Source organism: Methylocystis sp. WRRC1 (assembly GCF_020733155.1).
Classification (GTDB): Bacteria; Pseudomonadota; Alphaproteobacteria; order Rhizobiales; family Beijerinckiaceae; genus Methylocystis.
In genome coordinates this window covers 656,079-677,539 of the sequence record NZ_JAJFZJ010000001.1, presented here as the reverse complement: position 1 = coordinate 677,539, position 21,461 = coordinate 656,079, and the positions used below count along the sequence as shown (strand labels likewise).

20 protein-coding genes are annotated in these 21,461 nt (G+C 63.4%); 4 read left to right on the top strand and 16 right to left on the bottom strand.

Annotated features, from left to right (window positions below):
* Positions 1–108: 108 nt before the first annotated feature.
* From LG047_RS03445 to rsmI, 5 genes are all read right to left on the bottom strand, one after another.
* Complete coding sequence (locus LG047_RS03445) at positions 109–1,830, bottom strand: multiheme c-type cytochrome (RefSeq protein WP_227965420.1); 1,722 nt, start codon at positions 1,828–1,830, stop codon at positions 109–111.
* 181 nt (positions 1,831–2,011) lie between these two features.
* Complete coding sequence (locus LG047_RS03440) at positions 2,012–2,968, bottom strand: transketolase family protein (protein ID WP_227965418.1); 957 nt, start codon at positions 2,966–2,968, stop codon at positions 2,012–2,014.
* Positions 2,961–3,791: a transketolase gene (locus LG047_RS03435; RefSeq protein ID WP_227965416.1), complete on the bottom strand. Its 831-nt coding sequence runs from the start codon at positions 3,789–3,791 to the stop codon at positions 2,961–2,963. Before LG047_RS03435 ends, LG047_RS03440 begins: the two co-directional genes overlap by 8 nt.
* Before the next feature lie 64 nt (positions 3,792–3,855).
* Entirely contained in the window at positions 3,856–4,236 is a 381-nt protein-coding gene (locus LG047_RS03430) for a YraN family protein (protein ID WP_036282303.1), read from the bottom strand.
* A gap of 112 nt (positions 4,237–4,348) precedes the next feature.
* The gene (gene rsmI, locus LG047_RS03425) at positions 4,349–5,278 is read right to left on the bottom strand and encodes a 16S rRNA (cytidine(1402)-2'-O)-methyltransferase (protein ID WP_227965415.1); all 930 of its coding nucleotides are present in this window, start codon (positions 5,276–5,278) and stop codon (positions 4,349–4,351) included.
* Between the two features lie 320 nt (positions 5,279–5,598).
* Here rsmI and LG047_RS03420 point away from each other — a divergent pair, with 320 nt between their 5' ends.
* Entirely contained in the window at positions 5,599–6,711 is a 1,113-nt protein-coding gene (locus LG047_RS03420) for a penicillin-binding protein activator (protein ID WP_227965414.1), read from the top strand.
* Positions 6,712–6,839: 128 nt separating this feature from the next.
* On the opposite strand, the gene glyS is transcribed toward LG047_RS03420, so the two are convergent.
* The 7 genes from glyS to carB form a co-directional block, all read right to left on the bottom strand.
* On the bottom strand, positions 6,840–9,449 hold the full coding sequence (glyS, locus tag LG047_RS03415) for a glycine--tRNA ligase subunit beta (protein ID WP_227965413.1): 2,610 nt from the start codon (positions 9,447–9,449) through the stop codon (positions 6,840–6,842).
* A 72-nt stretch (positions 9,450–9,521) separates the two neighbouring features.
* Positions 9,522–9,896, bottom strand: coding sequence for an endonuclease domain-containing protein (locus LG047_RS03410; protein WP_051134081.1), 375 nt, complete (start codon positions 9,894–9,896; stop codon positions 9,522–9,524).
* Positions 9,897–10,069: 173 nt separating this feature from the next.
* The gene (locus LG047_RS03405; RefSeq protein ID WP_036282297.1) at positions 10,070–10,309 is read right to left on the bottom strand and encodes a CDGSH iron-sulfur domain-containing protein; all 240 of its coding nucleotides are present in this window, start codon (positions 10,307–10,309) and stop codon (positions 10,070–10,072) included.
* Positions 10,310–10,321: 12 nt separating this feature from the next.
* Positions 10,322–11,263 (bottom strand): thioredoxin-disulfide reductase, encoded by a 942-nt coding sequence (gene trxB, locus LG047_RS03400; RefSeq protein ID WP_227965412.1) that lies wholly within the window; start codon positions 11,261–11,263, stop codon positions 10,322–10,324.
* Between the two features lie 71 nt (positions 11,264–11,334).
* On the bottom strand, positions 11,335–12,324 hold the full coding sequence (locus tag LG047_RS03395; protein ID WP_227965411.1) for a mitochondrial fission ELM1 family protein: 990 nt from the start codon (positions 12,322–12,324) through the stop codon (positions 11,335–11,337).
* On the bottom strand, positions 12,317–12,790 hold the full coding sequence (gene greA / locus LG047_RS03390) for a transcription elongation factor GreA (protein WP_036282292.1): 474 nt from the start codon (positions 12,788–12,790) through the stop codon (positions 12,317–12,319). The genes LG047_RS03395 and greA overlap by 8 nt, the downstream gene beginning before the upstream one ends.
* 204 nt (positions 12,791–12,994) lie before the next feature.
* Entirely contained in the window at positions 12,995–16,327 is a 3,333-nt protein-coding gene (carB, locus tag LG047_RS03385; RefSeq protein WP_227965409.1) for a carbamoyl-phosphate synthase large subunit, read from the bottom strand.
* Positions 16,328–16,788: 461 nt separating this feature from the next.
* Between carB and LG047_RS03380 the strand changes: the two genes are divergently transcribed.
* Complete coding sequence (locus LG047_RS03380; protein WP_227965407.1) at positions 16,789–17,040, top strand: hypothetical protein; 252 nt, start codon at positions 16,789–16,791, stop codon at positions 17,038–17,040.
* Between the two features lie 174 nt (positions 17,041–17,214).
* Here LG047_RS03380 and LG047_RS03375 read toward each other — a convergent pair whose 3' ends face one another.
* Entirely contained in the window at positions 17,215–18,000 is a 786-nt protein-coding gene (locus tag LG047_RS03375; RefSeq protein WP_051134080.1) for a LuxR C-terminal-related transcriptional regulator, read from the bottom strand.
* 43 nt (positions 18,001–18,043) lie between these two features.
* Between LG047_RS03375 and LG047_RS03370 the strand changes: the two genes are divergently transcribed.
* Together LG047_RS03370 and LG047_RS03365 are read left to right on the top strand one after the other, a co-directional pair.
* On the top strand, positions 18,044–18,574 hold the full coding sequence (locus tag LG047_RS03370; RefSeq protein ID WP_227965405.1) for a cytochrome c: 531 nt from the start codon (positions 18,044–18,046) through the stop codon (positions 18,572–18,574).
* Positions 18,574–18,954 carry a GtrA family protein gene (locus LG047_RS03365; protein ID WP_036282276.1) on the top strand — a complete coding sequence of 127 codons (381 nt, stop codon included), beginning with the start codon at positions 18,574–18,576 and terminating at the stop codon, positions 18,952–18,954. Before LG047_RS03370 ends, LG047_RS03365 begins: the two co-directional genes overlap by 1 nt.
* Here LG047_RS03365 and hemF read toward each other — a convergent pair whose 3' ends face one another.
* The 3 genes from hemF to LG047_RS03350 all read right to left on the bottom strand — a co-directional run bounded on the left by hemF (position 18,955) and on the right by LG047_RS03350 (position 21,414).
* Entirely contained in the window at positions 18,955–19,863 is a 909-nt protein-coding gene (gene hemF, locus LG047_RS03360) for an oxygen-dependent coproporphyrinogen oxidase (protein ID WP_036282273.1), read from the bottom strand. It lies immediately after the preceding gene.
* A gap of 92 nt (positions 19,864–19,955) precedes the next feature.
* Positions 19,956–20,603 (bottom strand): hypothetical protein, encoded by a 648-nt coding sequence (locus tag LG047_RS03355; protein WP_227965398.1) that lies wholly within the window; start codon positions 20,601–20,603, stop codon positions 19,956–19,958.
* 181 nt (positions 20,604–20,784) lie between these two features.
* Positions 20,785–21,414 carry a hypothetical protein gene (locus LG047_RS03350; RefSeq protein ID WP_227965391.1) on the bottom strand — a complete coding sequence of 210 codons (630 nt, stop codon included), beginning with the start codon at positions 21,412–21,414 and terminating at the stop codon, positions 20,785–20,787.
* Between the last annotated feature and the right edge of the window lie 47 nt (positions 21,415–21,461).

The following is a 21,461-nucleotide window of genomic DNA, read 5'->3' as shown; positions in this document are numbered from 1 at the left end:
GCTCTGTCCTGACGGCGAGAGCGTCGGAAAAAGAAAAAAGCAATCCAGAACCGGGTTACGGCTCCGGATTGCTTGTCAAGTTTACGCACCTCTCACGCGAGGGGCGCCTTACGCCTTCTTTCTGTCGCGAAGGAACAACAGGCCGGCGCCGATGAGCACCGCGAGACCGCCGAGCCCGGCCGCCCAGGCGCGGCGCGCCGGCGAGTCGAGATCGTAGAGTTCGCCGCGCTTCTGGCCCGAGATGCGCTTCAGCTCGGCGCGGATCTCTGCGGCTTCACGCAGGCGCGTGTCCTCGTCGTTGATCTTCGCCGCGCTCTTGATGAGCTGCGACCAGCCGTCGGAGTAGGTGTATCCGCCGGGATTCATGTGGGCGAGCGCCTTGTAGTGCTTGATCTGGTGGTGCTCCCACATCTCGGCGAACTCGTATTCCACCGCCGTCGGGTTGTTGCCCTTCTGCCAGAACAGCTGGAAGAACGCGCCGGGCTCGTCCTTCTCCGTCGGAGGCGGAGCAGGGCGGTTGGTCGTCTGACCCGGCAGCAGCTTGTCGTTGTAAAGCTTCACGAGCACGCTGCGCGCCTGCTCCGTGATGTTGATGCCGGAAATCACGCCCTTGTCCATGTCGTCGAGATAGGCGCGGGCGAAGCTGTCGGAGTGACAGTTCGAGCAGGTCGAAACCCACGATTCCTTGCGCTTGACGAACCACGGATGGTTCAGATTGTCGGCGATCTTCGGCATGGGCAGGAAGGCCCAGCGCGACTTGCGCACCATGTTGTGGGTGAACTTGCCCTCATATTCCATATGGCAGAACTGGCAGGTCGGGGCGTTCATATTGCCCTTTTCCATCGCGTCCGCGAGACGCGCGTTCCAGTCCCAGCTGTCGCCGCGGGTCTGGTAGACCGTGCCATGCTTCGAGAGCATGTAGTTTTCGAATTCATTGTGGTCGACGCCGTTGTGGCACTGCGCGCAGGCCTGCGGCTTGCGGGCTTCGACCGAGGAGAATTCGTGGCGCGTATGGCAGCTGTTGCAGGTCGTCTGCGGCGTGTGACAGAAGGTGCAGCCCTCGGCCACTTCGCGCTGCTCCATCGCGGCCCAGATCGCGTTCTCGACATTCGCCTTGTAGGAAAGAGCGTGTGAGGGATGACCCGGATTCCACTGGCCCTGCGGCCAGGTGAAGGTGTCGCGCTCCGATTCACGCTCGGCGAATTGCTGGACGTGACACTGACCGCAGGCCGCGGCGTCGGGCATTTTCAGCTCGGCCTTGTGCTGGCCGTGGTCCTTGCCGACGCCCATGTGACAGTCGATGCAGCCGACTTCCTTCAGATTCTCGCCGGCCTTCAGCGTTCCCATCGAACGCAGATTGTCCTCGACCTCCTTGATCATCGCCTTCTTGTAGGCGCGTGAATCGGAGTCGGGGAGCTTGCGGATCTCGTCGAGATTGCCGTGAACGCTCTTTTGCCAGCTATGGGTCCAGCCGGGCGTGGTCTGCTGATGGCACTCGACGCATTGCGCGCGCGAGGCGTCGATGTCGATGGTCTGTGGCGGCTTGTAGAAGCTGTGGGGGTTCAGATATTTCGAAATCGGGATCGGCTCCCAATATTTCGCAAGCGACCCCTTGCCGGCGCCCTGAGCTTCGTCGTGATAACGCTTCGTCAGCGCTTCGTAGAGCTCCTTCGGCGACGCGGACTTGGTGAGGCCAAGCGCCTTGTAGGTCTCGTCGGGCGTCTCAGCCGAGGCCGGCCCCGCGAAGGCGAGCGTCATCGCGCAGGCGAACGCTCCGAGAATGGCCGCGACTTTTCGCCGGCCATTCAAAATCGTTTTCAGTTTGAACATGTTGACTCCCGCCCGGGATACGAATCCGGCTTGACGCCGCTATTGTCGGCGCCCACGTGGCGAGAGGGAAGGACCACCGCTGGCGGCCTTCATGGCGCCACCCTTACGCTTTCGATCCCCGCAGGCTGCTTGCACAATAGGCGATTGAGACGGTTTTCGCCACGTGTTGCTTAATCGCTGTTCAGCCCGAGCTCGCCATGCGCTTCAGAGGGGCGCCTGTCGCAAGCGCGCTCGCAATGGCGTCCTGAACAGTCATCGCATCCAGCCCATAGCGTCCGCGTAGATATGACTGGTCGCCGACAATGCTCGGGAAGACGTCGCCGAGCGCGACGCTTCTGAAAAACCCCGGCCGCGCGCCCGACGTCACCAGCGTTTCAGCAACGGCGCCCATCAGGCCGCCGACGCGGTTGTGCTCTTCGAGCGTCACGATCCCGCCGGTTTCCCTTGCAGCCGAAAGGATCGCCTCTTCGTCCAGCGGCTTGATCGTGTGCATCGCCTCGATGCGGCATTGGACGCCCCGCGCCGACAAACTGTCGGCGGCCGCGAGCGCTTCTCGCATTATTGCGCCCGTCGCGATGATGGTGGCGTCCGCGCCTTCGCGCACGCGACGCGCCTTGCCGACAGTGGCGCGCTCGCCCTCACGGCGCGCCATGCCGCCCGCGTCCTTGTCGATGCGCAGATAGGCCGGCCCTTTTTGTCGCGCGAGGTCGCGGGTCAGATCCTGCGCCTCCCATTTCTCGGTCGGCGCCACGACGCGCATGTTCGGCAGCGCGCGCATGATGGCGAGGTCTTCGGTCGCGAAATGCGACATGCCCAGTTGTCCATACGAGAATCCGCCGCCCACCGCGACGATGGTGACGTCGCAATCGTGGTAGCAGATGTCGTTGCGCACCTGCTCGAGGCAACGCAGCGTCGGAAAATTTGCGATGGAATAAGTGTAGACCCGCCAGCCTGCTAGCGCCATGCCAGCGGCGATGGACGTCATGTTCTGCTCGGCGACGCCGGCGTTGACGAATTGATTGGGAAAGCGCTCAACGAATTTTGTCAGCACGCCATATCCCAGATCGCCGGTGATGAGCACGACGCGCGGGTCTTCGGCTGCGAGTTCAGTGAGCGTCTCGATGAAGGCGTCACGCATCGGCCGACTCCAGCTCCGAAATCGCCTGATCGAAATCGGCGCCGAGCGGCGTGCGATAGTGCCAGGCCACCTGATTCTCCATGAAGGACACGCCTTTGCCCTTCGTCGTATGCGCAATGAGGACGCCGGGTTTTCCGGGCGCGAAGGGCAGGCGGTCGAAGGCGTCGAGGAGTTGCGCATGGTCATGGCCGTCGATTTCCTCGACCGCCCATCCGAAGGCGCGCCATTTGTCCGCGAATGGCTCCAGCGCGAGAGTGTCGGCGACGCTCGCGAGGCTTTGCAGCTTGTTGTAGTCGATGATGGCGACGAGATTGTCGAGACTGTGATGCGCGGCGAACATCGCCGCCTCCCATGTCGAACCCTCGTCGCATTCGCCGTCACCGAGCAGCGCGAAGGCGCGCCAGTTCTCGCGGCCGCGTTTCGCCGCCAGCGCCATGCCGGTCGCGACATTCAGCCCATGGCCGAGCGCGCCGGTGGAAAGCTCCACCCCCGGCACGCCCTTGTGCGAGACATGCCCCGAGAAGATCGAGCCGTTCTGATAGTGCTGCTCCAGCAGCGTCGCGTCGAAGAAACCCGTCTCCGCCAGCGCCGCATAAACGGCCGCGCCGGCGTGGCCCTTGGAGAGAATGAAGCGGTCGCGGTCGGGATTTTGCGGATCGAACGGATCGACATTCAACGCCGCGCCGTAAAGCGTCGCGAGAATGTCGGCGATGGAGAGCGCCGAGCCGACATGTGAGCTTTTTCCGCGGTTCGTCATGCGGATGACGTCGAGGCGGATACGCCTCGCGAGCGCGACGGTGTCGAGTTTTGGGGTGAGGGGCATTGGGTCTCGCGCGGTGGAATCAGTTGCGCGAATGGTAAGGCTCTGGGTGTTGATAAAGAGTTGTTTACCCAAACCCGAGCTCGAACGCATTTTCCACATGGCGCGGCAGTTTCCCCGGCGCCACGAAGATCGCGTCGGCGCGCAGCGTGCAGTTCATCGCCCAGGGGTGGGTCGCGACCCAGCGGTTGGCGGCGCGCGCAATTCGGCGTTGCTTCTGCGGCGTGATGGCGACGGCGGCGTCATCGAGGTCGCCGCGCGCCTTCACCTCGACGAAGGCGATAGTGCTCCCGCGCCGGGCGATCACGTCGATTTCGCCGCCGTTGACGCGGTAGTTGCGATCGAGAATCGAATAGAGATGGGCGCGCATCCAGAGCGTGGCGACGGTCTCCGCGCGCAGGCCATAGGCATAGGCGTTGCGGCGGACATCGCGCCTGTCGTCGATCACGCCTGTTACTCTCCCTGTGCGCCGCCCGCCGACTTGCGGGAGTGAAGCTCAAAATCTGCGCCAGCGTAAACGCAGCAATAGGGGTGTTCAATCCGCTCTTTCGCGGAAATGCTCAGGGTCGGGGAGGGGCCTTCTCCCGCTCCGCCGCAAGTTGCAGCGCCCGCGCATAAACCTGCCGGCGCGGCCGGCCGGTGGCGGCGGACACGACGCTGGCTGCGTCTTTTACCGAATAGGCGCCGAGCGCCTCGTTGATTTTTGCGTCGAGGTCGGCCTCGGCCAATTCGGCCGCGCCGGCCTCGGGCGGCGCCACGAGGAGCACGATTTCGCCGCGAGGCGGCTCCTCCCGCGCCAGCGCGGCGGCGAGCTCGTCCAACGGACCCCGCCGCACGGACTCGTACATCTTGGTTAATTCCCGCGCGATGGCGGCGTTGCGGGGGCCGAGCGCCGCCGCGCAATCCTCGAGCGTTTCCGCAAGCCGTCGCGGGCTCTCGAAAAACACCAGCGTGCCGGGCACATGCGCCAGCTCCGCCAGCCGCGCCCGGCGCGGTCCGCTCTTGTGCGGCAGGAAACCCTCGAAGAAGAAGCGGTCGGTGGGCAGGCCCGCGACGACCAGCGCCGTGAGGACCGCGGAAGGGCCGGGAACGGCCGTGACATGCAGGCCCTTTTCCAGAGCCTCCTGCACCAGCTTGAAGCCGGGGTCGGAGACGAGCGGCGTGCCGGCGTCCGAGACCAGCGCCAGTCTGGCCCCGGACTCGAGCCGCGCCAGCAGATGCGGGCGAATCACCCTGGCGTTGTGCTCGTGATAGGCGACGAGCGGCGTCGATATGCCGTAATGCGCCAGCAGCGTCTTGGTGACGCGCGTGTCCTCGGCGATGACCGCGTCGGCGGCGGCGAGCGTCGACAGCGCGCGGAAGGAAATATCCTTCAGATTGCCGATAGGGGTCGCGACAACATGAAGCCCCGGTTCGATTTTTTCCGCCTCGGCGCGCAAGCCGAAGGCGGTGTAGCTCGCGGCGGAGGGGGAGTCGACGTCGCTGGCCATAGGTTTCCTCCGCACGCGCCGTTCTATAAAAATGATCTTTTGTTCGTTTTGTAGAACAAAAGCGCGAATCATCGCAAGGCCGCAATTACTGCGTAATGAGTAATCTATTGACTTTCCGCCGGGGAGACGGACCTTATCGGCGGGGTAAGGCGCAGGCGCGGCCAAAGACCGCCGGAGCGCAGGGGGTTGGTTTATTTATGAAGACTATTTCTCGAACCGCGCGCCAGAGCCTTGTCTCCGCCGCCTTCCGTGCTGCGGCATGCGTCGCGGTCGTATCGCTTGCGGCCTGTAATCCCACGACAGGACCGGGCATTCCAGGTATGCGCGATCTGCGCCTCGGCGCGCCGGCGGGCCCCGCCGCCCCGACTGATCAGCAGGCTGACGCCGGCGAAGTCATCGGCAACGGCGCCGTGAAGATCGGCCTTGTCGTGCCGCTGACCGGCGCGAACGGCCCGTCCTCGGTCGGCGCGTCGCTGCGCAACGCCGCCAAGCTTGCTTATGCCGACAGCGGCACGAACGACGTCACGATCCTTGTGAAGGACGACCGCTCGACGCCCGCCGGAGCCGCCGCGGCGACGCAGGCGGCGATCAACGAGGGCGCCGAAATCATCCTCGGTCCGGTGTTCGCGACGGATGTGAAGGAGGCGGGCCGGGTCGCCCGTTCTTCGAGTCGCCCGGTCATCGCCTTCTCCACCGACGCTTCGGCGGCGGGACGCGGCAATTATCTCCTGTCTTTCCTCGTCGAGGGCTATGTCGAGCGCGGCGTCGAATTCGCCGCACAAAAGGGCAAGAAGTCCATTGCGGCGCTGGTGCCGGAGAACGACTACGGCACGCTGGCGATGGCGCAGTTCCAGCAGAGCGCCGCCAATCACGGGCTGCGCGTCCCGATGATCGAGCGTTACAAGCCCGGCGCCTCCGCCGAGTCGGTGAAGCGCCTCGCGGCCGCGCGCGACCAGTTCGACGCGCTCTTCATTCCCGAGCAGGCCGACGCCATGGCGGCGGTCTCGAAGGAACTCGTCGCCAACGGCCTCGACTCGAAGAAAGTGCAGATCATCGGCACCGGTCTGTGGAACGACTCACGCACGCTCGCCCTGCCGGCCCTGCAGGGCGCATGGTTCACGGCGCCGGAGAACGCCGGCTTCAACGCCTTCGCGCAGCGTTACAAGGCGAAATTCGGCTCGGACCCGGCGCGCATCGCGACGCTCGCATACGACGCCGTGTCCTTGGCCATCGCCCTCTCGCGCACGCAGGGGTCGCAGCGCTATTCGGAAAGCGTGCTCACCAATCCGTCGGGCTTCAACGGCGCGGATGGCGTGTTCCGCTTCCGCCCTGATGGCATGAACGAGCGCGGCCTGTCGGTGCTGGAGATCAACGGCGGCGCCGCGAAGATCATCTCGCCCGCGCCGCGGTCCTTTACAGGGAATGGGGCGTAAGGGAAGCCGATTTCATCCTTCGAGACGCGCCTTTCAGGCGCTCCTCAGGATGCGGACGGCGACAGGGGTTTCCTCATCCTGAGGAGCAAGCGAAGCTTGCATCCCGAAGGACGAGGAAATCATACCCCTCACGCCATCCCGGCCTCTCCCGCGATTTTCCCGAAATCCGCGACGCCCATCATCACGCGGCGCAATTCCGCGAGCAGGCGCAGGCGGTTGAGGCGCAGATCGGCGTTGTCGGCGTTCACCGTCACATGCTCGAAGAAGGCGTCCACGGGATCGCGCAGTTTTGCAAGCGAGCGCATGGCGCCGGCGAAATCTTCCTTCTCCAGCTTTTCGGTCGTCTCCTCGCGCGCCCGCGCAATGGCCGCGGCGAGCTTGTGCTCCTGCGGCTCGACGCGCAGATTCGGCGCATGGCGGTGGGAGTAGGCGCGCGGCCCGTCCTTTTTCTCTTCGGCTTTCAGAATGTTGACGGCGCGCTTGTAGCCCGCGAGCAGGTTCTTGCCGTCGTCGGTTGCGAGAAATTTATCGAGCGCTTCAACTTTTTTCGTAATCATGAGCAGGTCGTCCTGTAACGCCGCGCTCGCAGTCTCCTCCTCGGACTCATCGAACGCAACGGCGCCGAGCGCCGCATCGATAAGATCGTACCTGGCGCCCTTGTCGCGCAAGTAGACCTTCAGGCGGTCGATGAAAAATTCGAGGAGGTCCGACGCTCTCCGGTTGATTGCGATCAAGATTGGGTCTTTTGCTACGTCAAATATCTGCCTTATCTCACCGAGCCAGTTAGCGATCCAATTCATGTCAAGCGCACTGAATTGGCCGACGAACCTCAGGGAAATAATTCTTTCGATTAGCTGATCGACGGTCCTATCAAGAACTACTACGCCGCGTTCTTCCCGGAGCAAGTCAAGCTCATTGCGGAACAACGCGTCCTCGTAAGCTTGTGTCAGGTCGCCAAACGGTGCGAACGTCTCTCCGTCTAAAGTCTTGTCAAAATCAGATGAGCGTCTGTGACTTATCGCCGTGGTTAGCACATCGAACACGGTGTCGAAATTTTCATCCGTTCTGAGGAAGCCGGCTTGGATGGGATGCGCACTCAGCCAAGACGCCATTTCCTTCTTGAAAACGGATTCATGATCATTAGGCGCGGTTAGAAGGACGTCGGCTAAATCACCGCGCCCCCATCCCTCTTTTGTTAAAAGCCACCCGTACAAATGCGCAAAAAAGGTATGGAGACTTATGCGCAGCTCATTCTCCAGCACGATCCTGATCACCCCCAACGCCGCCCTGCGCAGCGCGTAAGGGTCCTTGCTTCCCGTCGGCTTCTCATCGATCGCCCAGAATCCGACGAGCGTATCCAGCTTGTCGGCCAGCGCCACGGCGATGGACACCGGGTCCTTGGGCGCATAGTCGCCCTGGCCCTGCGGCTTGTAATGCTCGTAGCAGGCGTTTGCGACAGACGGGTCTTCGCCTTGCGCGCTCGCGTAATAGCTGCCCATCAATCCCTGAAGCTCGGGGAATTCGCCAACCATTTCCGAGACGAGATCGGCTTTGCAGAGCGTCGCGGCGCGCGCGGCCTTGTCGGGGTCGGCGCCGACGATCGGCGCCAGCTCCCGCGCCAGCGCCGCAATGCGCTTCACGCGCTCGCCCTGCGTGCCGAGCTTCTCATGGAAAACGATCTGATCGAGCTTCGGCAGTCGGTCTTCGAGTTTTGTCTTCAGATCGGTCTCGTAGAAGAATTTCGCATCCGACAGGCGCGCCGCGATGACGCGCTGATTGCCCGCGACGATCGTCGCGCCATGGTCGCTCGCCTCGATATTCGAGACGAGGATGAAGCGGTTGGTGAGCTTGCCGTCCTTGCGCAGCACGAAGCATTTCTGGTTCACGCGGATCGTCGCGCGAATGACTTCCGGCGGAATGGAGAGGAAGCTCTCGTCGAAACTGCCCATCAGCGTCACGGGCCATTCCACGAGCCCCGCCACTTCTTCCAGCAGGCCCGCGTCCTCCACCAGCTCCAGCCCCTGCGCGAAGGCGAGGTCTTTCGCGTCGTGCAGGATGATGTCGCGCCGGCGCTCGGGGTCGATGACGACCCTGGCGCGCTCGAGCGACATTGCATAATCCTCGAAGCGCTTCACATGGATCGCCGCCGGCGCCATGAAGCGATGGCCGTGCGTCGTATTGCCCGCGACGATCCCGTCCACCTCGAAAGGCACGACGTCCGGGGTTTCGGTCTCCGGCCCGAAGGTCGCGACGATGGAATGGAGCGGGCGCACCCAGCGCAGCGAGTCCGTGCGCTCCGAGGCCGCGCCCCAGCGCATCGACTTCGGCCAGGGAAAGCCCTTGACGATTCCGGGCAGGATTTCCGCAAGCACCTGAATCGTCTCGGCGCCGGGGCGCTCGATGACGGCGAGATAGAATTCCGCGCCTTTCTTGTCCTTCTCGATCCTCGCCTGATCGAGCGACGCCAGCCCCGCGCTTTTCAGAAACCCCTGTATGGCCGCGTCCGGCGCGCCGACGCGCGGACCTTTCCGCTCCTCGCGCACGTCCGGCTGGCGGCCGGGCAGGCCAACGACCTGCAACGCAAGGCGACGCGGCGTGGCGTAGGCGCTCGCGCCCTCATAGGTCAGGCCGCGCTCAACGAGCGCATTGGTGACGAGCCGCCTGAGGTCGTCGGCCGCCTGACGCTGCATGCGCGCGGGAATTTCTTCGGAAAAGAGTTCAAGGAGAAGGTCGGGCATGGGCGGTGTTGTCGCACGGCTCGTTTCCCTCCCCCGCTTGCGGCGGGGAGGGGCAGGGGTGGGGGGACACGGTTACTGCTCGGGTGTTTGGTAGAGCGCGGCGCAAACCGTGTCCACAACGCTTTCGAGGTTACTCAGGACTTCCGCGTTCCAAAAGCGTAGCACGCGGTAGCCATTCGACTGGAGAAAACGCGTTCGGGCCTCGTCGTGGCGGCGTGCCGCGTCGATGCCGTGCTGCTCGCCGTCAACTTCGACAACAAGGCGGGTGCGATAACAGGCGAAGTCGGCAAAATAGGGCCCGATAGGCGCCTGGCGGCGAAAGTGGCTGCCGGCGATTTCCAGCTGCTTCAGTTGTGACCAGAGTTTTCGCTCGGCGGGAGTGGCGTCGCGTCTGAGCGCTCTGGCGCGGGAAGTTCTCGGGTCGGATCGGTCGGATTTGTTGCCCATTGCGCGAGCCCCCCACCCCTAACCCCTCCCCACCGCAAGCGGGGGGAGGGGAATCCGTGAGCCTTTCCGGGGATCGCGCGAACTCCTCATGTGATCTTGATCCAGTGAGGATTGCTCCCCTCGCGCATGCGGGAAGGATTAGGCGCGGTCCGGCTGCCCGAGTTTTGGCGGCCTCACAGCTCCTTGTGTGTGCCGTCGCAGAGCGGCTCTTTCTTGCTGTGCTTGCAGCCGCAGAAGAAAGCCTTGCCGGTCGCCTCCGCCTTGTAGGCGACGGGCTCGATCCCCGTGCCCTTGTGGGCGCCGTCGCAGAACGGCTGTTTGGCGCTGCGTCCACAGGCGCACCAATAGTAGGTCTTGCCGGCCTCGACCTCGATCGGCATGGCTTTCTTCTGGAAGATCACGCGTTCCGTCACGTTTTTTTCTCCTCACGCGTCCAGCAGGAACTTCTCCACCTCGAGCGCGGCCATGCAGCCGAGCCCAGCGGCCGTCACCGCCTGGCGGTATACCTCGTCCGCGACGTCGCCCGCCGCATAGACACCCGCAATATTGGTGCGCGTCGTGCCCGGCTCAACGGCGATGTAGCCGGACGGCTTCAGGGTAAGCTGACCCTTGAAGAGTTCGGACGCCGGCGCATGTCCGATGGCGATGAAGACTCCCTCCACGTCGAGCGTCTGCGTCTCGCCGGTCTTGACGTTCTTCACCCTCACGCCCGAAACGGTCGGCGGCTCGTCGTCGCCCGTGATCTCGTCGATGACGTGGTCGAAGAGGACGGAGATGTTTTCGCGCTTGCTCAGGCGCTCCTGTAGCACGCGCTCGGAGCGCAGCGTGTCGCGTCGATGCACCAGGGTGACATGCGAGGCGAGGTTGGAGAGATAGAGCGCCTCCTCGACCGCCGTATTGCCGCCTCCGACCACGACGACCTTCTTGCCGCGGAAAAAGAAGCCGTCGCAGGTGGCGCAGGCGGAGACGCCGAAGCCCTTGAATTTCTCTTCGCTCGGCAGGCCGAGCCATTTCGCCTTGGCGCCGGTCGCAATGATCAGCGCGTCGCAGGTATAGGTGTTTCCGCTGTCGCCGATGAGCGTGAAGGGGCGCTTGTCGAGCCGCGCTTCCACGATGTGATCCGAGACGAGCTTCGCGCCGACATGCTCCGCCTGCAGCCGCATCTGCTCCATCAGCCAGGGGCCTTGAATGGGCTCGGCGAAGCCGGGGTAATTCTCTACGTCGGTGGTGATCATGAGCTGTCCGCCCTGATCGAAGCCGGCGATCAGCATCGGTTCGAGGAGGGCTCGCGCGGAGTAGATCGCCGCCGTATAGCCGGCCGGCCCGGAGCCGATGATGATGACGCGCGCGTGTTGTGGGGCTGACATTTGGGACTCGCTGGGGGCCTCGAAGGAGCCCGCAATCTAGCGATTATGCGTCGCGCTGCAATCCCTCCGCCTCATGCCGCGAAGCGCCGGAAGGCTTCCGCGACGCCGCGCGCGATCGTCGGCGTGGAGTTGATCGGCTTGTAGGTCCAGTCATCGAAAGGACCGCTCCAGATGCGGATGGCGCCCGCTTTCTCCAGCGCGGCGAGATAGGCCCTGAGCTTTCTGCGCGTCACGAAGGGCTCGATGACATGCACCGGCGCGCCGGTCGCGACGGCCTCTCCCACCATATTCACGCTGTCGCCCGTGACGATGATGCGGTCGGCGTTGGCGAGCATGGATAAATAGGGGTTCTCGCCTTCGCCGCCCCAGAAATAGCCGCCCGGAGCGGAGAGCGCCCCGCACAACATTCGTGAGATTTCCGGCGGCGTGCGGCGGGAGGGCGTCGCCATCACGCTTTCGCCGGCGGCGAGCAGGTAACTCGCAATGAAATCGAGATCGTAAACAACGCCCTCGGCGCTGCCGATCAGCATGGCGGCCCGGGGCCGGGGCAGGGCGGCGATGCGCGGATCGGGCGCGGCGCGCGCTCGGGCGAGGCGCTCGGGCGTGACGCGATTCGCCGGAGTGAGCGCCGAAATGACGTTAGGGGCGGAGAGGCGGTCGTGGCGGGGCGCGACGATGAGGTCGGCTGTCCCCGGCCCGGTAGCCGGCCTGTTGACGTAGACCGTGAAAGTTGCGCCGCCCGAATCCCGCTTCAGCCGCCGCAGCGCCGGTATCGTGCGGCGCCCTGCGGCGATGGCGATGTCGGGATAAGGCGGAGCGAAGGCTGGCGCGTCCTGCGGGTCGGGCGGTCCGAAGGGCGCGATCCAGTCGTAGAATTTTCGAGGCGCGACGCGCCTGATGTCGGGCGTCAGGCCAAGCGCCTCAGCGATCCCCAGCGTCTGCGCCTCATGGCCGGCGCGGCCGTCGGAGAGGATGCGAAGGGTGGTCGCGGGCGGCAGGAGGGGCGCAAAACTACTCTCCCCGCTAGCGGGGAGAGGACCCGAGCGGGCTCCGTCACACAAACGCGACCTTCAATATCTCGTAGCTTTTGCCGCCGCCGGGGGTTTTCACCTCCACCGTGTCGCCGACCGTCTTGCCGATCAGCGCGCGGGCGATGGGGCTCGTGATGGAGACGCGGCCGCTCTTAACATCAGCCTCGGTCTCGCCGACGATCTGATAGGCCTTTTCCTCGTCGGTGTCCTCGTCGACGACAGTGACTGTCGCGCCGAACTTGATGGTCGAGCCCGTGAGCTTGGACACGTCGATCACCTCGGCGCGCGAGAGCTTGTCCTCCAGCTCGGCGATGCGGCCCTCGTTGAGCGACTGCGCTTCCTTGGCGGCGTGATATTCGGCGTTCTCCGAGAGGTCGCCATGGGCGCGCGCCTCCGAGATCTGCTGGATGATGCGCGGGCGGTCTTCCTGCTGCCGGCGGCGCAGTTCTTCTGCGAGCGCGGCGTAGCCGGGGGCTGTCATGGGCACCTTGTCCATCGGTCTCGCTCTTCGCCTTTCGTCGATTCGCCTCTTTATCGGGGAAAACCCGTCTCTCCCGCGGGCATGGACGCCGGCGCGGGACTCCCCGAATCATGGTCGCGTTGAATTTGCCGCCACAGCGGCGCCCCGCGCTTTCGCCTCTACGGCGACCGGGCCCCGGGCCCGCGCGACGGAGCGTCGCCGATCAACCTTTGGTTTCCGTCAGTTGCGGGGTTCGAAGTAATCCTGCAACGCCCGCGCTTCCAGATCTCCCGAAACATATGCCCGAATGCCCTGAGCGGCGGCGATGGCCCCCGCCAGAGTGGTATAATATGGAACCTTATGCAGAAGCGCCGCGCGGCGCAAGGAACGGGAGTCGGCGAGCGCCTGAGCGCCCTCCGTCGTGTTGAACACGAGCTGGATCGAGCCGTTCTTGATTGCGTCGACGATATGCGGCCGGCCCTCCGAGACCTTGTTGATCTTCTGCGCCGAGATGCCCTGTTCGACCAGATAGCGCGCCGTGCCGCCGGTCGCGACGACGGAAAAGCCGATCTCTTTGAGAAGCCGGATGGCGGGAACGACCCGGGCCTTGTCCTCGTCGCGGACCGATACAAAGACCACGCCCTCGCGCGGCGCTTTCGTTCCGCCGCCGAGCTGGCTCTTTACGAAGGCCGCGTCGAAGCAGCGGTCGAGACCGATGACTTCGCCGGTCGAGCGCATCTCGGGGCCGAGGACCGTGTCGACGCCGGGGAAGCGCGCGAAGGGGAAGACCGCCTCCTTCACGCCGACATGGGCCGGGCGCGTGTCGGGCAGGGTGAAATTCGCGAGCTTTTCGCCCGCCATCACCCGCGCGGCGATCTTGGCGACCGGCGCGCCGACGACCTTGGCCACGAAGGGCACCGTGCGCGAGGCGCGCGGATTGACTTCGAGAACGTAGATCTCGCCGTCCTTGAGCGCAAATTGCACATTCATCAGGCCGACGACGCCAAGCGCCATGGCGAGGCTCTTCGTCTGCTCCTCGAGCGCCAGGATGGTTTCCGGCGGCAGGGAGCGCGGCGGCAGTGAGCAGGCGGAGTCGCCCGAGTGGATGCCCGCTTCCTCGATGTGCTCCATCACGCCGGCGATGGCCGCCTGCTCGCCGTCGGCGAGGCAGTCCACGTCCACTTCGATCGCATCGGTGAGATAGCGGTCGAAGAGCAGCGGATTCTTGCCGAGCACCATATTGATCTGCCCGGTCTTGTCATTGGGATAGCGCGCCTTGATCTCGGAGGGCACTAGCGTCGGCAGCGTGCCGAGCAGATATTCGTCGAGCTCCGACTGATCGCGGATGATGGCCATGGCGCGGCCGCCGAGCACGTAGGACGGGCGCACGACGAGCGGCAGCCCGAGTTCGCCCGCGACGATGCGCGACTGCTCGACCGAATAGGCGATGCCGTTCTTCGGCTGTTTCAGTCCGAGCTTGTCGAGCAGGCGCTTGAAGCGGTCGCGGTCCTCGGCGAGGTCGATCGAATCGACCGGCGTGCCGAGAATGGGCGCGCCCGCCTGCGCGAGACCATGCGCGAGCTTCAGCGGCGTTTGCCCGCCGTACTGGACGATTACGCCGACGAGCGTTCCGTTCGACTTCTCGACATCGAGAATTTCCGCGACGTCCTCGTTCGTGAGCGGCTCGAAATAGAGGCGATCCGAAGTGTCGTAGTCGGTGGAGACCGTCTCAGGATTGCAATTGATCATGATCGTCTCGTACCCGGCGTCGGCCAGGGCGAAACAGGCGTGGCAGCAGCAATAATCGAATTCGATGCCTTGTCCGATGCGGTTCGGCCCGCCGCCGAGAATGACGATCTTCTTCTTGTCCGTCGGCCGGGCTTCGCTCTCGGGCGCGCCGATGAAAGGCGCCTCGTAGGTCGAATACATGTAGGCCGTGGGCGAGGCGAACTCCGCCGCGCAGGTGTCGATGCGCTTGTAGACCGGACGGACCTGCAGCGCGTGGCGGGCGGCCCGCACGTCCTTCTCCTCGAGTCCCGTCAGCGTCGCGAGGCGCACGTCGGAGAAGCCGGCGAATTTCAGTTTGCGGAAATTCTCGGCGTCTTTCGGCAGGCCGAATTTTCGCACCTTGTCTTCGAGCGCCACGATTTCCGCGAGGCGGTCGATGAACCACGGATCGATCTTGCAGGCCTCGTGAATCTCTTGCCGGGACATGCCGAGGCGCAGCGCCTGACCGACAACGAGCAGGCGATCCGGCGTCGGCGTGCCGAGCGCGCCGCGCAGCACGTTCATGTCGTCGCCCTTGCCGAGCCCCTCGATCTCGATCTCGTCGAGACCGGAAAGGCCGGTCTCCAGCGAGCGGAGCGCCTTCTGCAGCGACTCGGCGAAATTGCGGCCGATGGCCATCGCCTCGCCGACCGATTTCATCGCGGTAGTCAGGACCGGCTCGGCGCCCGGAAATTTCTCGAAAGCGAAACGAGGGATCTTCGTGACGACATAATCGATCGTCGGCTCGAAGGAGGCGGGCGTGGCGCCGCCGGTGATGTCGTTGGCGATCTCGTCGAGCGTGTAGCCTACCGCGAGGCGTGCGGCGACCTTGGCGATGGGGAAGCCCGTGGCCTTGGACGCCAGCGCCGAGGAGCGCGACACGCGCGGGTTCATTTCGATGACGATCATGCGGCCGGTGCGCGGATCGACCGCGAATTGCACGTTGGAGCCGCCGGTCTCGACGCCGATCTCGCGCAGCACGGCGAGCGAGGCGTCGCGCATGATCTGATATTCTTTATCGGTCAGCGTCAGCGCCGGGGCGACGGTGATCGAGTCGCCGGTGTGAACGCCCATCGGGTCGATGTTCTCGATGGAGCAGACGATGATGCAGTTGTCCGCCTTGTCGCGGACGACCTCCATCTCGTATTCCTTCCAGCCGAGGACGCTTTCCTCGACCAGAACCTCATTGGTCGGCGAAGCGTCGATGCCGCGCTCGACGATCTCGATGAACTCGGCCTTGTTGTAGGCGATGCCGCCGCCCGTGCCGCCCAGCGTGAACGACGGCCGGATGATGGCCGGCAGCCCGATGTCGTCCAGCGCCTCCAGCGCCTGCGGCAGCGTCTTGATATGGTGCGAGCGCGGCGTCTCCAGACCGATCTTGGTCATCGCCTCGCGGAAGAGTTCGCGGTCCTCCGCCTTGTCGATGGCGTGCGCCGTGGCGCCGATCATCTCGACGTCGAATTTTTTCAGCACGCCCATTTTTTCGAGGCTGAGCGCGCAGTTCAGCGCGGTCTGGCCGCCCATGGTCGGCAGCAGCGCGAAGCCGCCGGGGACCGCATAGCGCTCCTTCTCGATGACCTTGGCGACGAATTCCGGCGTGATCGGCTCGACATAGGTTCGATGCGCCAGATCCGGGTCGGTCATGATCGTCGCCGGATTGGAGTTGACGAGCACGATCCGGTACCCCTCAGCCTTCAGCGCCTTGCAGGCCTGCGTGCCGGAGTAGTCGAACTCGCAGGCCTGTCCGATGACGATGGGCCCCGCGCCGATGATCAGGATTGTCGATATGTCGGTTCTTTTCGGCATAAGCGTCCTTCTGGACGCCCGTCCTGAGCGGGCGGGCTTGAGTCGTCTTCGTGTTTCGCCGGGTGGCGAGCGCGCAAAAAAAAGGCCGCTTCCGGCCTCTTGGACCGGAACGCGTCCCGGAATGCCCTTTAAGGGCGTCTGATAAGACGCCCGTCCCATGCGACAGGTCATGGGGCGGCGAGCGGGCGCGCCCGGCTCGAAAGTCGTGGTTCTGTTAGACGATTATTGCGGCGTTGAGAAGGGGTGAGAACGCGTCGCCGCGTTTTCCTGTCCGACGGCCGCATGGACTTGAGCCGCGCCGACGCCAGTACGAAATCACGTACTTCATGTAACCATGCAAAATATATTACATTTTAATGCATGAGACAGCCCTGCGCGCCTTTTCGACAAGCATGGTGGCAAGTGCAAAGCTTTGATGCGGCGGGACTATTAGACATTGTAGGATGTTGAAGGGTTCTAAAATGCGTGGGGCAGATGTTCGCCTGGCCGAGGCTGTAGGGCAAAAGGTTCTGGAGTGGCGTGGCGCAGAGTTTCTCGAGTTTCTTTACCTCATCCAGGAACGGAACGCGCTCGAAACACTGCGTGAATTGTGCCGTCTGAATGACGAAGACAAAAAAAGGGTTATGACTTTCTTTCAGAACGTCAACAACAGAGACGATATCGAGATCGAAGTCTGCGAGTCGGGAATCACAGCTCGGCCGAAGACGCTATAGTTTTTCCGGAAGGCGGGCATTGCGTCCGGAGCGTCTGGAAGCGCAGCCGGCTTGTCGGCTCCTCCAAGTATTACATGATATGTGTTGTAATGACCGGTGCGCCCCGCGCGTGGTCCGATCTCGTCGTCATTCGCGCGCGGGCGATGCAAGCGTGGCGAGACGCGGGAAGGGATATCAGGAAATCAGGCCGTAGCGCATCGCCAGAACGATCGCGGCGGTCCGATTGACGGCGTTGAGCGCCTCCTTGGACTGGCGCATGTATTTGTCGACCGTATGTTGGGAGACATCCAGGATCGCCGCGATCTCCCAGTCGGTCTTGCCGAGCGCGGCCCATTTCAGCACTTCGCTCTGGCGGTCGGTCAATTTCGGCTTGCTCTTGCACATCCTGTCCACCTTCACCATCCGCGCGAATGCGTAGTTGGCGATGAAGGACAGAATTTCCATCGCGGTCTCATCACGCGACAGATTTTCGCCAAGGAAGGCGAAACCGCATTGCATGTCGGCGACGGTGACGATCGGAAAGACGATGCGTTCGCCGTCCGGCCAAGCCTCTGCGTCGTTATCCCGCGCGTAAACGAAACGCAGGTGGGAGGCTTCGCCGGTCGCGGCGTCGCGGGTGAAGATATGCGTGGTCTGCTTTTCGAGATCGATCAGCAGTTCCGATTGCAGTTTGTTCTGCGCCAACGCTTCACGCGTCAGCAGTGCGGGCCAATGTCCCGGCGTCTTTTCGTCGCCGTGATCCATGTGGTGGTTCGCGCTCGAGGGGAGGACGCCGGCCACAATTGCCTCGACGCCCAGAGGAGATGTTATCTCCAGCAGGCTGTCGCCAAGCTCGTCGGCGGTCGCGACGCTGTCCAGCCGACGGATGATCTCCAGCGTCGCGTCGACCCGCGACGCCAGCCAGTTAGCGATCGGCTTGGCGACCGTTCCTGCAGGGGGGTTCTTCGGGCGTCGGACCATCACGGTATCGCAGTCGATTGAGGTTCGCGGAAATTATGTAAACATGAAATATTTATTATTCTTGAAGCCGGTTGAAGAAAAACGATGTAAAATTTTACGTGAATTACCCCTGACAACTTTGACGCCCCCGAGGCGGAAACGTTTGTCGTGTTTTGATAAATCAGCCGAAATCATCCGTGTCCCGCCAACGGCGGATTTGCGAACTTGCTGCGAGACGTTCGGCATGGCATTGCTCATCAGGCTCGTTTGGGACGCTGTTATGGTCAAGGTAGCGTTGATTTTCCTGAGGACCACCTTTTTTCTTTTCGTCGCGGTTGCTGCGACCGGCGCGCGCGCGGAGGAGCTTCCCGAGATCCTCGTTCAATGTGCGGCCTGCCATGGCGTGGACGGAATTGCGAAAAGCGCCGACGTCCCGCATCTCGCCGGCCAGCACGAGGTCTATCTCTTCAACCAGTTGCGGGCGTTCAAATCCGGCAAGCGGCCGCATAAGGAGATGCGCTACATGAGTCGCCAGATGTCCGACGCGGAGATGGCGGACATTGCGGCGCATTACGCCCGGATGCCGCGCCAATAATGTCCACGACGCGGCAGCTTGCGACCTACGCCTCGGTCGGCGTCGGCGCGACGATCGTCCATTACGCGATTCTTGTTGGTCTGGTCGAAGGCGCGGGTTGGCGCGCGGTCCCGGCGACGCTGTGCGGCTATGTGGCCGGAGGGGTCGTCGCCTACATGCTCAACCGGCGACACACTTTCGCGAGCGACCGTCCGCACGGGGAGGCGACATGGCGCTTCGCGCTCGTCGCCTTCGCCGGCTTTTGTCTCACCTACGCGCTGATGAGCCTCTTCGTCGAGCGATGGGGCGCGCCTTATCTACCCGCGCAGGTCGTGACGACCGTCATCGCAATGTTCATGACCTTCGCTCTGAACCGGGCCTGGACGTTCAGGGTCGGGTGATCAGGGCCATTTCACCATCGGCGGCATGGAGGAAAGGATCGAGTCCACATTGCCCCCGGTTTTGAGGCCGAAAATCGTCCCGCGGTCATAGAGCAGATTATACTCGACATAACGCCCGCGACGCACGAGCTGTTCGTCCCGCTGGGCTTCGCTCCACGGCGTGGCGAAGTTGCGCCTCACGAGCTCCGGATAGATCGACAGAAAGCTCTCGCCGACGTCGCGCGTGAAGGCGAAATCACTGTCCCATGCGCTGTTCGCAGGGTCGCCGGCGCTGTTGAAATAGTCGTAGAAAATGCCGCCGATTCCCCGCGGCTCGTTTCGGTGCTTGAGGAAGAAATATTCGTCGCACCATTCCTTGAAGCGTTTGTAGTCCGCGACCGGGTGACGCTCGCAGGCGCCGCGCATCGCCGCGTGGAAGGCGATCGTATCGGGATCGTCCTGTGTGCGGCGTGCGTCGAGCACCGGCGTCAGATCGGCGCCGCCGCCGAACCAGGCCTTCGTCGTCACCACGAAGCGCGTGTTCATGTGCACGGCAGGCACATTCGGATTCCACGGATGCGCGATGAGCGAAATGCCGGTGGCGAAAAAGCGCGGGTCCTCGGCGGCTCCGGGAATCTGCCTGGCGAATTCGGGCTGAAACGTTCCGAAGACCGTCGAGCAATGAACGCCCGCTTTCTCGAAGACGCGGCCATGAATCATGCCCATGCGGCCGCCGCCGCCGGGTGCGCCGCTGTGGTCCGTGCGTTCCCAGGGCGTGAGGCTGAAGCGGCCGGGCGCCGTCGCCTCCGGAGAAAACGGCCCCGGCGCTTCGTCCTCGAGCGTCTCGAAAGCGGCGATGATGCGAAGTTGCAGCGACTCGAACCACTCGCGAGCGGCGATTTTGCGCTGTTCCAGCAGGCTTTCCGTCAAGATGGCGTCATCCCGGGCGTTCGATTGCAGGGCCGATATGGGCGGCTTTTTTCCAACTCCCGGCGCGGCTTGTCAATTTGAGGGCGGGCGCCTCATTCGGCAACGTCCGGTTCGAAGCGCGCCCCCATCGCCTGCACGACCGCGGTGCGTACGTCGTAGCCGCGGTTGGTCAGTTCGATGTCGTAGCAACTGACCGGATAGCCGATATCCGAGGGCTTGTGCGTTGCGAGCTCGTTGCGCTTGATCTGCGACCGAACGGTTTCGGTCTGCGCGGGATTCTGGATGATCCTGACCAGCCGCTTTTCCTCGAGCGCCTTGTCCGTCGCATTGTCGGAGAGAATGTCGGCGTTTGGCTTTTCGAATTGGCAGATGTTTTTCAGCAGGCCGACATTCATTATCCGAACGAGGCCCTTCTTATCGAGAGACTTCAGGCCCTCCGAGGCGTTGGCGGCCTGCTCCGGACCGTAAAACGCCCGCAGATTGCTTGTGGTGATTTCCGAATATTTGACCTTCCTGTTGATTTCCGCGGGGCTGAATTTCGCCCCGACGCCCAGCGCGTTGACCTCGACAAGGAGCGGAAGCTTTTGCGCCAGCCCGCGAAACCCCGACGTGATCACGTCGAAATTGAGCAGGACGACAGCGGTCAGAACGCCGAGGAAGACGGCCTTCAACAGGCTTTCGAGCCAGGAAAGCGAACGCTCGAGCGTCGCGAAGAAGCGCTGGAAAAATCCATTGTCCATATGAATTCGCTCCAAAATCCCTGCGCGTCGCACATGCGCGAGTAGTAGAGGGTAGCGCGGGACGCGCGGAAGGCGAATAACGTATTCGTCGGGAGTCGCGCCGGCCCCCGCGCGATCAGCAAAAAAATAGCGCGGAGCGTCTATCGACGGACCGCGCCAGCCATCGAACGGCGGGGTAAACTCAATTGCTGGCTTCCTGATACGGCTTTGCCGCAGGCGCATCCTTCTCGCCGAGACTCGTCGCCAGATTTGCGGCGAAGACATGCATCATCGCAGTCCGGACGTTCATCCCGCGCTTCGTCAGCGTGACCTTGTAGCAGGCCCGCGGATAACCGATGTCGGATTTTTCGCCGCTGGCTTTGAGCTTCTGGGCAATCCTGTCGCGCTCGGCTTCGTCGAATTCGATCACCGCGAGTTCGCGTTCGCGCAAGAAAATGTCGGCGGCGTATTCCTGAGCCATTTCATGGGTCGGGCGCTCATACTCGCAAGGCTTGTCCAGAAAGCTCAGGCTAAGCAGCCGGACCACCGCCCGCGCATCGAAGGCCGCCATGTCGTTTGCGATGGCCCGTCTTTCGGCGGGGGCGAGATGGCTGAAGAGGTCGGGACGCACATATTTGCGGATGGCGGCTTCGCTGAACTCCAGCTTCACGCCGGCGATCTCCGCCGATTTCAGCTGCGCCCCAAGGTTCCCGACGGCGTAGAAGATCTGGTCGCCCTTCGCGTAAAGGGTCGCCGGAAGCGACAATCCGATGAGCACGGTCGCAACCTTTTTGGCGACGCCGAGCATTTCATTGAATTCGGTCATAGTCATTTTCGCCTCCCGGCGTGAATAAATTGAAGCAACGAAATATTAAGACT